This window comes from Agrobacterium sp. MCAB5, assembly GCF_052114365.1.
GTDB lineage: Bacteria > Pseudomonadota > Alphaproteobacteria > Rhizobiales > Rhizobiaceae > Agrobacterium > Agrobacterium tumefaciens.
Genome location: NZ_JBFREP010000002.1, coordinates 420,814 through 436,063, shown reverse-complemented (window position 1 = coordinate 436,063; position 15,250 = coordinate 420,814). Strand labels below are relative to the sequence as shown.

Below are 15,250 nucleotides of genomic sequence, written 5' to 3'. Positions count from 1 at the left end.
GCTTTCATTGTCAAAACGAAAAGCGGATAAATCAGTTCCTTATATTCTTGCGGCCAAGAGAAAGCGCTTGCGGGCTTGAACGGCGGGCATATCGCACTTATAAGGCCCGCAATCTCCAAATTAAGACAATCAGGTTTTCCATGGCTGGTCATTCACAGTTCAAGAACATCATGCACCGCAAGGGCAAGCAGGACTCCGTTCGGTCCAAAATGTTTTCCAAGCTTGCGCGTGAAATCACCGTTGCGGCAAAGGCGGGCATGCCCGACCCGAACATGAACGCGCGCCTGCGCCTGGCAATTCAGAACGCCAAGGCCCAGTCCATGCCGAAGGACAATATCGAGCGCGCGATCAAGAAAGCTTCCGGTGCAGACAGCGAAAACTACGATGAGGTCCGTTATGAGGGTTACGGCCCGGGTGGCGTAGCCGTCGTCGTCGAGGCCTTGACCGACAACCGCAACCGCACCGCCTCCAACGTCCGCTCCATCTTCACCAAGGCTGGTGGCGCACTCGGCGAAACCGGATCGGTTTCCTTCTCCTTCGACCGCGTTGGTGAGATCACTTACAAGGCCGAAGTCGGCGATGCCGACAAGGTCATGGAAGCGGCTATCGAAGCTGGTGCCGACGATGTCGAATCTTCTGAGGACGGTCACACCATCATCTGCGGTTTCGAGGCGATGAACGAGGTTTCCAAGGCGCTGGAAGGCGTGCTCGGCGAAGCTGAAAGCGTCAAGGCCATCTGGAAGCCGCAGAACACGGTGCCGGTGGATGAGGAAAAGGCGCAGTCGCTGATGAAGCTCATCGACAATCTCGAAGACGATGACGACGTGCAGAGCGTCTATTCCAACTTCGAAGTTTCGGAAGAAATTCTCGCCAAGCTTTCCGCCTGACGGTTCAGATTTTAAAAAAAAGCCCCGGCAGCGTCATCGCTCCGGGGCTTTTTGTTTAGGCGGCCTTCCTGATGGAGGTCCGCACATCGGCGAAGATCTCCACGGATCGCAGCCGTTTTTCGATATTGTGGATCGGCATCGAGACGATCAGTTCGTCGGCCTGCGTTTCGGCGAGGAAGCCGTCGAGGTGGCGTCCGATTGTTTCAGGCGAGCCGACCGCGGCGAAACGCAAGGTATGTTCCACCGAAAAACGCTCCATCTCGTTCCAGTGGTCGTCCATGCTGTGAACCGGCTTGGGGAACGGGACGCGTACATTGCGGCGCAGGTTGACGAATTGCTGCTGTGACGAGGTGAAGAGATATTGCGCCTCCTCGTCGGTATCGGCGGCGACACCCATCACTCCAACCATCACATAGGGCTTGTCCAGCGTCGCAGAGGGCTGGAAGCGCTCGCGATAGATATGGATCGCCTCCATCAGCATGTCAGGCGCAAAATGCGACGCAAAGGAATAGGGCAGGCCGAGTGCCGCTGCCAGATGCGCGCTATAGGTGCTTGAGCCAAGCAACCAGAGCGGCACGTGCGAATTCATGCCGGGCACGGCAAGGATCGCCTGATCCTGCTGGGGCTGGCCAAGGTACTGCTGGAGCTCGATGATGTCGTGCGGGAAGTTCTCCGCACCAGCATCAAGATTGCGGCGCAGCGCCCTTGCCGTCCGCATATCCGTTCCCGGCGCGCGGCCAAGTCCGAGATCGACCCGGCCAGGCAACAGCGCCGCCAGCGTGCCGAATTGTTCGGCAATGACGAGCGGGGAGTGGTTAGGCAGCATGATGCCGCCTGAGCCGACGCGAATATGTTTCGTGGCGGCACCAACATGGGCGATCACGAGCGATGTGGCTGCGCTCGCAATACCAGGCATGCCATGGTGTTCCGCAAGCCAGATGCGGTTGTAACCGTGGTCTTCAGCCTTGATCGCCATGCGGCGAGAATTTTCAAGCGCCTGGCTGACGCTCTCGCCTTCGCCGATTGGCGAAAGGTCGAGAATGGAAAAGGGGATCATCCAACGCTCCTACACAAATTCTGTCTTTGATGCGGATGTAAGGCGCGTGTCCCGATTTACCATAGAAGTCGCGCAGAATTGAAGGATGGTTCAAAAAAATTGGGGCCTCGAAAGAGGCCCCTTTTCATTTTTTTAGCCCGCTCGACGGAATTGCCGGGTTTCGCGATGGTCTGGAGGTTGCCGGTCGGAAGCGAGTACGAATTGTCCGAGCCTGCCGTCCATCTCGCCCGCCTCGGAAGCGAGATTGTGAATGGCCGCCGTCGTCTCCTCCACCATGGCGGCGTTTTGCTGGGTCATGGTGTCGAGACTGGTGACGGTGCTGTTGATTTCCGCAAGCGTATGCGCCTCCTCGCGGGTGGATTCCATGATTTCTTCGATGCGGGAACTGATGGTCTGCACGTGCTTGCCGATGCCGGTTAGCGAGGCGCCCGCCTTTTCGACCAGTGCCACGCCGGTGGAAACCTCGTCGGTGGAGCGCTTCAGCAGGCTGGTGATTTCTTTTGCGGCGGCGGCCGAGCGTTGTGCCAGTTCGCGCACCTCCTGCGCCACAACGGCAAAACCCTTGCCGGCCTCGCCCGCACGCGCGGCTTCCACACCTGCGTTCAGGGCGAGAAGGTTGGTCTGGAAGGCGATTTCATCGATAACGCCGATGATCTGGTTGATCTGGCGCGACGAGGTCTGGATCGCTTCCATGGCGGCGATGGTCTGCTCCATGACTTGGCTGGACGCAGTGGCCTGCGTACTGGCGTCGCGGGCGATCCGTGTTGCTTGTTCGGCGCGTTCGATCTGGTCGCGGACGGCTTCGGTGATTGCCTTGATGGCGCTTGCCGTCTCGGTAATGGAGGCGGCCTGCCGTTCGGTGCGCTCAGCGAGCTGGTCTGCACCTACCCGCATTTCCTCCGAGCCGCCGCGAACGGCGGCGGAATTGCCGCCGATGGCCTGCATGGTCTCGCTGAGCCTTGCAAGCGCCGTATTGAAGTTGTGGCGCAGGCTTTCAAGATCGTCTGGGAAGACAGTCTCAATGCGATAGGCGAGATTGCCGTTTGCCAGTCGATCCAGCCCTTCGTCAAGAGAACGCACGACCATTTGCAGCGTGCCGGCCTCGGCCTCTCGTTCCGCAAGATGTGCGCGGCGTGCCGTTTCGGCTTCCTCGCGCGTGCGGGACGTGGTCGCTTCCATTTCCCGCTGCAAAATGAGTTTTTCGCGGAAACTGCCAAGCGCGCGCGCCATGCGGCCGATCTCGTCCTTGCGGTCCTGATTGCCGATCTCGGCATCGAGACGGCCTGCCGCCACTTCGCCGGTCAGCCCGGCCAGCTTCTCCAGCGGTGCGAACAGGCGCCGTGCAAAAAAGGCGGTTGCCGCGCACATGGCTGCCAGAACGCAAAGGCCGATGACAGCTAGCGTGCCGGCAATCGAAATGGAACCGGCGTTCAACTCGCTGCGCAACATGCTTTCCACCGCGAGGTATTTTTCACCGGCAAACGAGAAGGCGCGGGCATAGGCATTGGCTTCGCCGTCCGGACGGTTGATCTTGGCAATCGTCATACCGGACGTATTGAGTGCCTGTGCATGGAAGCCATAGATTGCCGGATTAAGGCTGACGAGACCGTTGCCGTCCACGCCCAGAACCTTGCCGTCGGCGGAGACGATCGCGGATTGTTCGGAGCTGCCGGCGGAGATGCCTTTCGCGAGGATCTGGCTGAAGACCTCTTGTTTGACGCGGAAGAGAACGATGCCCTTGAACGCACCGAATTTGACTACCGGAATGCCGAAATAGATGCGGGCCTCTTTGGTCGCTTCGTCGATGCGCAGGCCGGAGAAACTCGTCTGCGCCACGTCGTTCACGGCTTTTCCTGCGTTGGTGGCTCCGCGCGCAAAAGCAGCCCCAAGGCCGCTATCCGCCCAGGCGCCACCCGTGACGGTTTCCCCGAAAGCCGGTCCTTTCAGATAGGAGTAATAAACCGTGCCGGCCGGATCGATGAAGAGAACATCGCTGAATGGGGTTCCCTTGAGGTAGCCGCCGATATCCGTCTGGGTTTTTTCATGGGTGGAATAATAAAAGCCGCTCGGATTTTCGGGCTTGATGAGCTTTTCTTTCTCTCCGTAGGGGTTTTCCTTGACGAAGACGCGTTGCAGTTCCGCCTTTGCGTCGCCGGAACTCTTCTGCACGGTGCCCCAGCCGCTGCGCATGGAGACTACCGCCATTTGCAGGGATTCGATCTTGGCGATGGAATCCGCCTGCGTTTCAAGCTGCTCAAGGCGTTCCTGCAGCATGTCGCCCCTGAAGACGAGAATGCTCTCCATGGATTTCGACGCCTGTTCCTCGAGAACGCCGCTGCTGCTTTGATAGCCGAGAAGCGTGAGAGCCCCGGTCGAGATCGTCATCAGCGCAAGGAAAATCACGAGCACTTTGGTGGATATGGAATGAAAACGGTTCAGCATGGCCGATGCAGCCCTCAATGCCGTATCACTTCCCGCACCATGCATTGATGGCGCCACCGGATGGCTGATATGGCGAAAATATTGCGCTGCGGATCATCATGTCCGCAGCTCCCCTTTTTTGATTTTGTGCGGGAACAATGCGGTACGCGGTTTAAGCAGAGGTAAATGCTGCACTGCAAATTTGATCAATGTTGTCGTTTTGTTCACTTATCGCTGGCAGGGTCGCAGCCGAAAAGATAGGGTGACTTATGCAAAAGACGATTCGAATCATCGGTATCGACCCCGGGTTGCGGCGCACCGGATGGGGTGTCATCGAAACCTTCGGCAACAGCCTTCGGTTTGTCGCTTCTGGCACAGTGACATCGGATGGTGATATGGATCTCGCCTCCCGCCTGTGCCAGCTGCATGATGGGCTGGCGGATACCGTTCACAGCTATCAGCCCGATGAGGCGGCGGTGGAGCAGACGTTCGTGAACAAGGATGCTGTCGCCACGCTAAAGCTCGGTCAGGCGCGCGGCATTGCCATGCTGGTTCCGGCGCGGGCAGGGTTGCCTGTTTTCGAATATGCGCCGAACGCGGTCAAAAAAGCCGTCATAGGTGTTGGGCACGGCGAAAAGCAGCAAATCCACATGATGCTGAAAATCCTGATGCCGAAAGCAGAATTCAAGGGTAACGATGCGGCGGACGCCTTGGCGATCGCAATCTGCCACGCCCATAATCGCGGCGGCGACAGGATGGCGCGGCTATTGGCGGCCGGTTGAATATTGAAGTCTCACTGCAGCGGGCGGCATCATGATTGGGAAACTTAAAGGCACCATCGAGGAAATCGGCGCGGATTACGTGCTGGTGGATGTGCACGGCGTTTGTTACGTCGCCTATTGCTCGGCGCGCACACTCTCAAAAATAGGTTCCGCTGGTGAAGCGGTCGTCCTCTTCATCGAAACCTATGTGCGCGAAGACCAGTTGAGGCTGTTCGGCTTTTTGTCGGCACTTGAGCGGGAATGGTTCAATCTGCTGCAGAGCGTGCAGGGGGTCGGTTCGAAAGTGGCGCTGGCCGTCTTGTCTACCCTGTCGCCTTCTGAACTCGCCAATGCGATAGCGCTGCAGGACAAGGTGATGATTTCGCGTGCGCCGGGCGTAGGGCCGAAGGTGGCGGTGCGCCTCGTTACCGAGCTTCGCAACAAGGCGCCTGCATTTGCAGGAGAAGCTTCGGCTTCCATCGGGCTCAAGCAGGAACTTGGCGAGGGTGTCGCCTCCGCGCCGGTGGCGGATGCCGTGTCGGCGCTCACCAATCTCGGCTATTCACGCGATCAGGCCGCAAATGCCGTTGCGGCCGCGCTGAAGAACGGCGGGGAGGGCGGCGACAGTGCCAAACTCATCCGGCTCGGCCTGCGCGAACTTTCACGCTAAGCTGCGCGCAGCAAGCGAACGAAGCCGGGTGCGACGCTGAATTTCGTGAAGCGCCTTCGTGCGACAGTCGTGATATAGCGGCGAAGACCATCTCTTGAATTGGTTTAGAACAATGGAATGCCCTCTATGAGCGATGCGGACAGACTGATTTCGGCGGACAAGCGCGGTGAAGATATCGACACCACAATGCGCCCGCAGTCGCTGGACGATTTTACCGGCCAGGCCGAGGCTCGCGCCAATCTCAAGGTGTTTATCGAGGCGGCAAAGAACCGTGGCGAGGCGCTGGACCATGTGTTGTTCGTCGGGCCTCCCGGTCTCGGCAAAACCACGCTGGCGCAGATCATGGCCAAGGAGCTTGGCGTCAACTTCAAGTCCACCTCCGGACCAGTGATCGCCAAAGCTGGCGACCTTGCCGCACTTTTGACCAATCTCGAGGAGCGCGATGTGCTCTTCATCGATGAAATCCATCGTCTCAACCCGGCAGTCGAGGAAATTCTCTATCCGGCGATGGAGGATTTCCAGCTCGACCTCATCATCGGTGAGGGGCCTGCGGCCCGCTCGGTGAAGATCGATCTTTCCAAGTTCACCCTCGTTGCCGCGACCACGCGTCTTGGTTTGCTGACAACGCCGCTGCGCGACCGCTTCGGCATTCCTGTCCGTCTGGCCTTCTACACTGTCGATGAGCTGGAACTGATCGTTCGGCGCGGCGCGCGGCTGATGGGTTTGAACATGACCGACGATGGCGCACGCGAGATAGCAAGGCGTGCACGCGGCACGCCGCGCATCGCCGGACGGCTCTTGCGCCGGGTTCGCGATTTCGCTGAGGTGGCCCGGGCGGAAGCCGTCACCCGTGAGATTGCCGACGAAGCGCTGACGCGGTTGCTTGTCGACAAAATGGGTCTCGATCAGCTGGACATGCGCTATCTGACCATGATCGCGGTCAATTTCGGCGGCGGCCCTGTTGGTATCGAGACCATCGCCGCTGGCTTGTCGGAGCCGCGTGATGCGATCGAAGACATCATAGAACCCTACATGATCCAGCAGGGTTTCATCCAGCGCACGCCGCGCGGCCGCGTTCTGACCGGCACTGCCTGGAAACATCTGGGCATGCAGCCGCCTAAAGATCTCGAGGCGGCGCAATTCCGGCTGACGCTGGAAGAGGATTGAGGGAACAAGCCCGGCGCTTTCGCATTTGATTTTCTTTGGTCAGGAAATGATGATGTCTGGATATCGCAAGGGTACGAAGGTTCGCTGGAAATGGGGCAACGGAACCGGCGAAGGAAAAATCGTCGAGACGTTTACTGATGATGTCGAAAAAACGATTTCCGGTTCCACGATAAAGCGCAAGGCCAGCAAGGACGAACCCGCTTATCTTATCGAGCAGGAAGATGGGGCGAAGGTTCTGAAGAGCAAGTCCGAGCTTGAACACGTCGATTGAAAAGCGGCGTTATCAGGCGCCATGAGAAGGGACGTCGATGGCCTACGATCCGATGCGGGTTTTCCGCAAACTCGCGCGCAACAACCGGCTGGCTAATTTAAGGCTGCATCAGGCTTGTCTTCAGCTGTTGCAGGAGGAATTCGTGGCCGCTCGCGTCAGCTTCTTTCCAACCCTTCGGGCAACCCTGAACCACATCTACACCGTTGACCTGTTTTATATCGACGCGATTAAAGGCGGGACGCTCGGCCTTGCCGCTTTTGACGAGGAAGAGCCTTTCGCCACCATGGCGGAGCTGCATGTTGCCCAAGCGAAACTGGACGAAGAACTGATCGATTTTGTCGACATGCTGGATGAAGACGACCTCGCTGCCATCGTCAATATTCATCGTGGAACACGCATCCAGCAGGATCGCTGCGATGATGTGTTGTCCCATCTCTTCCAGCACCAGACGCATCATCGCGGGCAGGTGCATGCCATGCTGTCCGGTACCATGATCAAGCCGCCACAACTGGATGAATTCATTGTGGGAGACGACGCAAAGGCGAGAAAAGCCGAGATGGATGCGTTAGGGTGGACGGAAACCGATTTGATGTTTCCAGCCAGCAGGTTCAGTTAATGACACAAGACACCACGGTGCAGGACACCCGTATCCGCATGAAATTCAAGCCGAAACGCATTTTCCAGATGCGCGTTGCGGGGCTGGCGTTTCGGGATGGCCACGTGTTGGTGCACCGCGCGTCCCATGAGAAATTCTGGACCTTTCCAGGTGGTCGCGCCGAAATGGGCGAGCGTTCCGAAGAAACGCTGGCGCGCGAAATGGTCGAGGAACTTGGCGTCGAAGCGAAGGTCGGGCGGCTTTTATGGGCGGTCGAGAATTTTTTCCATTATGAGGGTAAGGAGTGGCACGAACTCGGTTTCTATTACCTGATGGATTTGCCGGAGACCCTTGCCTTTCACCCCACGGATATCATTCACCGCGTTCAGGATGGCGATAACGAGCTCGAGTTTCGCTGGGTCGCCGCGACCCGTGATGCATTGACCGAACTCGATATTCCGCCCTATTTCATCGCGGATGAAATAGAACACCTGCCTGAGACCACAAGACACCTTGTCTGGTATGACGGCGACCTGGACGCCAAATGACTTCTGCCCCTGAGCGCCATATGATCCGGCTGGACCGCAAGCCGCAGCTGTTCAGCATGCGTGTGGCGGCGTTGATTTTCCAAGACAACTATCTTCTCGTCCAGCGTGGCGCCAAGGATAGCTATTGGGCCCTGCCGGGCGGGCGGGCGGAAATCGGTGAAAGCTCCGAGCAGACCATCATCCGCGAGATCGGCGAGGAGCTTGACCGGGATTGCGCCGTCGAGCGTCTTCTCTGGTCGGCGGAGAATTTTTTCGCCTATGATGATTATGCCGCGCATGAACTGGCATTTTATTATCTGGTTTCGCTGCGCCAGCCTTTGCCGTTCCATGAAAGCGATATAGTGCATCGCGTGCTGGATGGCGTCGAGGTGGAGTTCCGCTGGCTGCCCGCGCAGCCTTCCGCGCTGCTGGAACACGATCTCAGACCCCGTTTCATTGCTGAGCGCATCGAGATGCTGCCTCAGCGCCACGAGCATCTTATCGTCCGCGAGGGTCGTTCAGGTGCGGCCGAACTTTCCAAGGAGATATCATGAGCGAGCTTGTGGTTTCGCTTTCCGGCGAACTCATCGAACATGGGCACCGCCTGACCCAGCGGGTCTATTATGAGGACACGGATTTTTCCGGCCTCGTTTATCACGCGCGCTATCTGCATTTTCTCGAGCGCGGTCGAACCGACTACCTGCGTTGCCTCGGCTGCGAGCAAAGCGCACTCCTGACCGCCGACGAGGAGGGTCTCGTTTTCGTCGTCCATCGTATGGAGATCGATTTCAAGAGCCCGGCCCGGATGGATGATGTGTTGACGATCACCACCCTTACCGAAAAGGCCGGGGGCGCAAAAATGGTGCTCAATCAGGAAATCCGGCGCGGCGAAACGCTGCTTGTTGCCGCCAAGGTCATCATCGCCGTCATCAATGCCAATGGCCGGCCAAGGCGCCTTCCGGAGACGGTGGCCGAAAAATTCCTGAAGTAAGTTCGGGGCTGGTCCAGTAAATCCATCAGACGTGGCGCGGTTGTAACACTCCTTTAACCATAATGGTGTCTTACTTTAGCAACTGGCATTTGTGCGGCGCACGCCTTCCTTTCACCAAATTTATTGGCAAGTAAGGCTTACTGGCAAGTATCGGGGTATGGCAAAGGGGTTTGCGGCTGTTGCTGCATAGCTTCGAGCGTTAACACGCGTTTGAATCGCCCGGTCCCGTACCGGGCGTTTGGATTCGGGGATTGGATATTTATGGAACAGGCAGGTTTGGCAGCGGCGACGCACGATGTAAGTCTCTGGGCGCTGTTTATGCAGGCGGGCCTCATCGTGAAGTTCGTGATGATTGGACTTATCGCCGCCTCGGTCTGGACGTGGGCGATCGTCTTCGACAAATACGTAAGCTTCGGCAAGGCAAAGCGCCAGTTCGACCAGTTCGAACAGGTCTTCTGGTCTGGCCAGTCGCTCGAAGAGCTTTACCGCACTCTGGCAGAACGCCAGAATGTTGGTCTCGCGGCAATTTTCGTTTCCGCCATGCGGGAGTGGAAGAAATCATTTGAACGCGGCGCCCGTTCACCCATCGGTCTGCAAATGCGTATCGACCGGGCAATGGACGTGACGATTGCTCGTGAAGGCGAACAATACGAGGCTCGCCTCGGTTCGTTGGCGACGATCGGTTCTGCCGGTCCGTTCATCGGCCTCTTCGGTACGGTCGTTGGTATCATGACCTCGTTCCAGGCGATTGCCGGTTCGAAGTCCACCAACCTTGCGGTCGTGGCGCCGGGTATCGCCGAAGCGCTTCTGGCAACGGCCATCGGTCTTGTCGCGGCTATTCCGGCGGTTATCGCCTACAACAAGTTCACGGCTGACGCGCACAAGCTTTCCGCTCGTATGGAAGGTTTCGCCGACGAGTTCTCCGCGATCCTGTCGCGCCAGATCGATGAAAAACTTCAGACGCGGCAGGCAGCCCAATAAGCGCGCCGCGCAGTAATTTGCCGCAAGGCAAAATGGAGTAGATGTTATGGGTATGTCAGCAGGTGGCAGCAGCGGCGGTTCCGGTGGACGCCGTGGGCGCGGCGGACGTCGCAGGGGCGGCGCGATCAGCGAAATCAACGTGACGCCACTGGTTGACGTCATGCTCGTGCTGCTCATCATTTTCATGGTGGCCGCACCGATGATGACGGTCGGCGTTCCGATCGACCTGCCGCAGACATCTGCCAACGCGCTGAATTCGGATACGCAGCCGATCACGATTTCCGTCAATGCCAATGGCCAGATCCATTTGCAGGAAACGGAAATCCAGGCGGCCGAGGTGGCCGACAAGCTGCAGGCAATCGCCACGACAGGTTATAACGAACGCATCTTCGTGCGCGCGGATTCCGTTGCCGCCTATGGCGTCGTCGCCGACGTGATGGCGCGTATCCAGGCAGCGGGCTTCAAGAATATCGGCCTTGTTACCCAGCAGAAACAGGATAATTGACGTCAGCGATGAAGGGCAGCCTTACCACATCCGCGATCGTGCACGCATCGCTTCTGGCTTTCGCCCTCGTTTCCCTGGGCTCGCCGGAGCCTCTTGACGTGTCGCAGGCTGAGGCACTGCCTGTGGAGCTGGTGCCAATCGAGGAATTGAGCCAGATCCAGCAAGGCGACAAGAACGCGCCGAAGGCGGAAAAGTCGGCCCCGGTTCCGACTACACGTCCGGATATCGTTCCGAACGCTCAGAATGTCGGCAACAACGTGGCCGATATAGAAGCGCCGCCGACGCCTACTACAAAGCCGAACGACAATATCAGTGCGGCCGCTCCGCCAAAGCAGGAAAAGCCGCAGCCGGTTGTCGACACCAAGGCGAACGAGGTGAAGGAAATCGTCAAGGAAGAGACCTCGGCTCCGAAGCCGCAGGAAATGGCCGCCTTGCCGCAGACCAAGCCCGAGATCGCGCCGCAACCCAAGACGGAGCCGCCGCCGCAGGAAACGAAAGCGGAAGAGCCACCCCCGGTGCAACAGGAACCGGCCGAAATTCCCGTGCCGCCGAATGTGCCGCGCCCGAATTCCCGCCCGGAGCCGCCGAAGCCGGAAGTGCCGAAACAGGCTGAGACCAAACCTGCCGAGCAGAAGCCCGCTGATAAGCCTGCAGAGACCAAGCCCGATCAGGCAAAGTCCACGGACAAGCCTTCCGACAAGAAGCCGGGTGAGAAAAAGCAGGAAACGGCGAAATCCGCTTCGTCGAAGGAAAGCGATTTTAACGCTGACGATGTTGCCGCGCTTTTGAACAAGCAGGCGCCCTCCGGTGGTGGTGCAAAGCGCTCCACCCAGCAGGCATCGCTTGGCGGCAAAAAGACCACGGGCGGTTCGACGCTCAGCCAGACGGAAATGGATGCGCTGCGTGGCGCAATCCAGAAAAACTGGCAGATCATTCCCGGCATGGCGGATGCCTCGGACGTTCGCGTTCGGGTCACCATGAAGCTTGACCGTGATGGATCCATCATCGGCCGACCCGAGATCGAAGCAACGGGTGGTTCCGAGGGAACGCGTCGCGCCCTTTCCGGTGGTGCCTATCGTGCCATCATGCGTTCTGCTCCGTTCACGAACCTTCCTGCCGACAAATATGATGCATGGAACGAAGTCGTAGTGAATTTCGATCCCAGTGAATTGCTATGAATGCTGAAAGGCCTGGCAACATGAAGATATTTTCGCCGATCCGGCTGGTGCTCGCTGTCGCGGCCCTTATGTCGGTTTTCTCCGCACCGGCTTTTGCGCGGGTGGAAATCAACATCAACAAGGGTAACGTCGAACCCTTGCCCATCGCCATCACCGACTTCATCTCGGGTGACGGCATCGGCGCGCAGGTATCGGCCGTAATTGCTGCCGATCTGCAGCGTTCCGGCCTGTTTGCGCCAGTCAACAAGAGTGCCTTCATCGAAAAAATCGCCAACCCGGATCAGCAGCCGCGTTTTGAGGACTGGAAGGTTATCAACGCGCAGGCACTCGTAACGGGCCGCGTGACGCGTGAAAGCGATGGCCGTCTGCGTGCGGAGTTCCGCCTTTGGGATACTTTCGCAGGCCAGCAGATGACCGGGCAGCAGTTCTTCACGCAGCCGGAAAACTGGCGCCGTGTCGCCCACATCATTGCGGACGCCATTTATGAGCGCGTCACCGGTGAAAAGGGTTACTTCGATACCCGCGTCGTTTTCGTCTCCGAAAGCGGCCCGAAGACAGCCCGCAAGCGTCAGCTGTCGATCATGGACCAGGACGGCTTCAACGTCCGTAACCTCACCAATTCGAACGACATCGTTCTGACGCCGCGTTTTTCGCCGAACCGTCAGGAAGTCACCTACATGTCGTTTGAAGGCCAGCAGCCGCGCGTTTACCTGCTGCAGCTGGAAACCGGACAGCGCGAAGTGGTCGGTAATTTCCCCGGCATGACATTCTCGCCGCGCTTCTCGCCGGATGGCCAGAAGGTCATCATGAGCCTTCAGCAGGATGGTAACGCCAATATCTACACCATGGACCTGCGCTCACGAACCACGACGCGCCTGACGAACACGTCGGCGATCGATACTGCACCGTCATTCTCCCCGGATGGGCAACGTGTTGCCTTTGAAAGCGACCGTGGCGGCCGTCAGCAAATTTACGTAATGAATGCCGATGGTTCAGGACAGCAGCGTATTTCGTTCGGCGACGGGTCGTATTCCACGCCGGTCTGGTCGCCACGCGGCGATCTGATCGCCTTCACAAAACAATCGGGCGGCAAGTTCTCGATTGGCGTGATGAAAACCGACGGTTCGGGTGAGCGCATTCTGACCAGCGGCTTTCATAATGAAGGCCCAACATGGGCGCCGAACGGCCGTGTGCTGATGTTCTTCCGCCAGAACGCTGGTGCTGGCGGTCCGCAGCTCTATTCGATCGACTTGACCGGCTACAACGAACAGCTGATCAAGACTCCCACCTTCGCTTCGGACCCGGCCTGGTCGCCGCTTCTGGACTGATATTGACTGCCATGACGGCGCCGGCCCAACCGGCGCCGTCATGTTTTTACATATGCCGTACGGGAAACTGCCTCTTTCTTGCCGCAAAGTGTTGTGAGGGAGCAAAAAAGTGGGACGTTTCCTTTCTGTTAACCATAAGCGTTTGTCGGCTATTAACCTCGATCCGTTAGTGTCTGGCAACGTTATTGCAATCCCAAGGAGAGACCGGCGATGAGCCGTACACACACTTCGGCACTCAGCCCGATGCAGAAACTGGCCCGTAATCCGGCTGTTATCGCCATGACGCTCGCTCTTGCTCTCGCAGGCTGCGCGAACAAGAAGAACATGCCGAACAGCGCCGGTGAGCTTGGTCTCGGCGGTGCGGGCTCTGCGACGCCCGGCTCCCAGCAGGACTTCACGGTTAATGTTGGCGACCGCATCTTCTTTGATACGGACTCGACGTCCATCCGTGCAGACGCGCAGCAGACGCTGCAGCGCCAGGCGCAGTGGCTTGCCCGTTACCCGAAATACGCCATCACCGTCGAAGGCCATGCCGACGAGCGCGGTACGCGTGAATACAACCTGGCGCTCGGCGCCCGTCGTGCCGCTGCAACCCGTGACTTCCTGGCGTCCCAGGGCGTTCCGGCAAGCCGCATGAAGACGATCTCCTACGGCAAGGAAAAGCCGGTCGCCGTCTGCGATGACATTTCCTGCTGGTCGCAGAACCGCCGCGCTGTGACGGTTCTCGGTGGCGCAGGCATGTAATCGCCTGACGCTTTTGTGATCTCGAATGGAAGGCGGTCTATGGGCCGCCTTTCGTTTTTTTCATAGTTTGGCCGAAGTTAAGTTGCTTTTTCGGTTGATATGGAAAAAATCCGGCTTGCGCCATTCCGGTGCAAATCAGTTAAGGCAGGGCAAATGAGATGAAGAAACTTGTCGTGGCGGGAATGCTGGGGCTTGCAGCCTGCACCGGCTTGAGCGGCACAGCCGTTTCGGGTCCGCTGTTCGGTGCGGGGGGTAGCTTCGGCACGATCAACTCTCAGCAGGTCCCAATTGTGCGGGTTCAGGCCAATGAAGCCTATAAGGTTCAGCAGCTTGAAGAACAGATCCGGCAGCTCAACGGCCGTATCGAAGAAATGAGCTTCCAGCTTTTGCAGATGCAGGAAACGATCCGCAAGGCGCAGGAAGACAATGAATTCCGCTTCCAGGAACTGGAAGGCGGCAAAGGCGCGAGTACCACCGCGCCGAAAAAGAAGGCGGAGGCCACTCCGGCCGCTCCGCCGAGCGACGACGTTGCAACGATCATCGAAACGCCACCTCAGGGTGGCGCTTCCGTTTCGCCGTCCGCTTCCGCGAACGCGCCGACGAGTGCACCGGGAGAGACGACGCTTGGCTCCATCGAGCTTGATTCCAAGGGCATGCCGATCGGTGGCTCATTGAACCAGGGTGCCAACAATTCTTCCGGTAGTCTTCCGGGCGTTACCACCGGCAACGGTTCGCGCAAGACCGATCCGGTCAACACTGCAGCACTCACCAGCGAGGGCGATATCTATCAGGCTGCTTACGGCCATGTTCTTTCCGGCGATTACAAGCTGGCGGAGCAGGGGTTCCAGCAATATCTCCAGGGTTACCCGAAGGGCACCAAGGCCGCCGATGCCAGCTTCTGGCTGGGCGAGGCACAATATTCGCAGGGCAAGTTCAACGAGGCCGCAAAAACTTTCCTGAACGGCCATCAGACCTATGGCAAGTCTCCGAAGGCACCGGAAATGCTGATGAAGCTCGGCATGTCGCTTGCAGCTCTGGACAACACCGAGACCGCCTGCGCCACGCTGCGCGAAGTGCCGAAGCGTTATCCCAGTGCTTCAAAGACTGTGCTGAACAAGGTTGCCAGCGAACAGAAGCGGCTGAGCTGCTGATCTTGCTCCTGCCCCT

The 15,250-nt window shown here is 58.4% G+C and carries 17 protein-coding genes; 15 read left to right on the top strand and 2 right to left on the bottom strand.

Translation table 11 applies throughout. The annotated features are described in order from the left end of the window. The first annotated feature begins 140 nt into the window (after positions 1–140). Positions 141–887, top strand: a complete 747-nt coding sequence (locus AB4Z23_RS06760) for a YebC/PmpR family DNA-binding transcriptional regulator (RefSeq protein ID WP_003497595.1) — start codon at positions 141–143, stop codon at positions 885–887. 55 nt (positions 888–942) lie between these two features. Here AB4Z23_RS06760 and AB4Z23_RS06755 read toward each other — a convergent pair whose 3' ends face one another. Both AB4Z23_RS06755 and AB4Z23_RS06750 read right to left on the bottom strand, forming a co-directional pair. After that, on the bottom strand, positions 943–1,944 hold the full coding sequence (locus tag AB4Z23_RS06755) for an LLM class flavin-dependent oxidoreductase (protein WP_421406763.1): 1,002 nt from the start codon (positions 1,942–1,944) through the stop codon (positions 943–945). Between the two features lie 132 nt (positions 1,945–2,076). Next, positions 2,077–4,386, bottom strand: a complete 2,310-nt coding sequence (locus tag AB4Z23_RS06750; protein ID WP_421406765.1) for a methyl-accepting chemotaxis protein — start codon at positions 4,384–4,386, stop codon at positions 2,077–2,079. Positions 4,387–4,634: 248 nt separating this feature from the next. Here AB4Z23_RS06750 and ruvC point away from each other — a divergent pair, with 248 nt between their 5' ends. The 14 genes from ruvC to ybgF all read left to right on the top strand — a co-directional run bounded on the left by ruvC (position 4,635) and on the right by ybgF (position 15,234). Continuing rightward, positions 4,635–5,147 carry a crossover junction endodeoxyribonuclease RuvC gene (gene ruvC, locus AB4Z23_RS06745; RefSeq protein ID WP_003511398.1) on the top strand — a complete coding sequence of 171 codons (513 nt, stop codon included), beginning with the start codon at positions 4,635–4,637 and terminating at the stop codon, positions 5,145–5,147. 31 nt (positions 5,148–5,178) lie between these two features. Beyond that, a complete protein-coding gene (gene ruvA, locus AB4Z23_RS06740; RefSeq protein ID WP_065660471.1) occupies positions 5,179–5,796 on the top strand; it encodes a Holliday junction branch migration protein RuvA in 618 nt (205 codons plus the stop codon). Between the two features lie 126 nt (positions 5,797–5,922). Beyond that, entirely contained in the window at positions 5,923–6,963 is a 1,041-nt protein-coding gene (gene ruvB / locus AB4Z23_RS06735) for a Holliday junction branch migration DNA helicase RuvB (protein WP_003511396.1), read from the top strand. Positions 6,964–7,015: 52 nt separating this feature from the next. Beyond that, entirely contained in the window at positions 7,016–7,234 is a 219-nt protein-coding gene (locus tag AB4Z23_RS06730) for a DUF2945 domain-containing protein (protein ID WP_075807662.1), read from the top strand. A gap of 37 nt (positions 7,235–7,271) precedes the next feature. Beyond that, positions 7,272–7,850 carry a DinB family protein gene (locus AB4Z23_RS06725; protein WP_421406768.1) on the top strand — a complete coding sequence of 193 codons (579 nt, stop codon included), beginning with the start codon at positions 7,272–7,274 and terminating at the stop codon, positions 7,848–7,850. Further along, positions 7,850–8,377, top strand: coding sequence for an NUDIX hydrolase (locus AB4Z23_RS06720; RefSeq protein ID WP_003511393.1), 528 nt, complete (start codon positions 7,850–7,852; stop codon positions 8,375–8,377). The genes AB4Z23_RS06725 and AB4Z23_RS06720 overlap by 1 nt, the downstream gene beginning before the upstream one ends. Next, the gene (locus AB4Z23_RS06715) at positions 8,374–8,910 is read left to right on the top strand and encodes an NUDIX hydrolase (RefSeq protein WP_111801836.1); all 537 of its coding nucleotides are present in this window, start codon (positions 8,374–8,376) and stop codon (positions 8,908–8,910) included. Before AB4Z23_RS06720 ends, AB4Z23_RS06715 begins: the two co-directional genes overlap by 4 nt. Beyond that, positions 8,907–9,347 (top strand): tol-pal system-associated acyl-CoA thioesterase, encoded by a 441-nt coding sequence (gene ybgC / locus AB4Z23_RS06710; protein ID WP_003511391.1) that lies wholly within the window; start codon positions 8,907–8,909, stop codon positions 9,345–9,347. The genes AB4Z23_RS06715 and ybgC overlap by 4 nt, the downstream gene beginning before the upstream one ends. Positions 9,348–9,608: 261 nt before the next feature. Next, positions 9,609–10,328, top strand: a complete 720-nt coding sequence (gene tolQ / locus AB4Z23_RS06705; protein ID WP_003511390.1) for a protein TolQ — start codon at positions 9,609–9,611, stop codon at positions 10,326–10,328. Between the two features lie 46 nt (positions 10,329–10,374). Beyond that, complete coding sequence (gene tolR / locus AB4Z23_RS06700; RefSeq protein ID WP_003511389.1) at positions 10,375–10,833, top strand: protein TolR; 459 nt, start codon at positions 10,375–10,377, stop codon at positions 10,831–10,833. A gap of 8 nt (positions 10,834–10,841) precedes the next feature. Continuing rightward, the gene (locus AB4Z23_RS06695; protein WP_421406770.1) at positions 10,842–12,011 is read left to right on the top strand and encodes a hypothetical protein; all 1,170 of its coding nucleotides are present in this window, start codon (positions 10,842–10,844) and stop codon (positions 12,009–12,011) included. 20 nt (positions 12,012–12,031) lie between these two features. Then, positions 12,032–13,339 carry a Tol-Pal system beta propeller repeat protein TolB gene (gene tolB, locus AB4Z23_RS06690; protein ID WP_003511387.1) on the top strand — a complete coding sequence of 436 codons (1,308 nt, stop codon included), beginning with the start codon at positions 12,032–12,034 and terminating at the stop codon, positions 13,337–13,339. Positions 13,340–13,549: 210 nt separating this feature from the next. After that, the gene (gene pal / locus AB4Z23_RS06685; RefSeq protein WP_003511386.1) at positions 13,550–14,083 is read left to right on the top strand and encodes a peptidoglycan-associated lipoprotein Pal; all 534 of its coding nucleotides are present in this window, start codon (positions 13,550–13,552) and stop codon (positions 14,081–14,083) included. A 158-nt stretch (positions 14,084–14,241) separates the two neighbouring features. Further along, the gene (gene ybgF / locus AB4Z23_RS06680; protein WP_019564898.1) at positions 14,242–15,234 is read left to right on the top strand and encodes a tol-pal system protein YbgF; all 993 of its coding nucleotides are present in this window, start codon (positions 14,242–14,244) and stop codon (positions 15,232–15,234) included. The last annotated feature ends 16 nt before the right edge of the window (positions 15,235–15,250 follow it).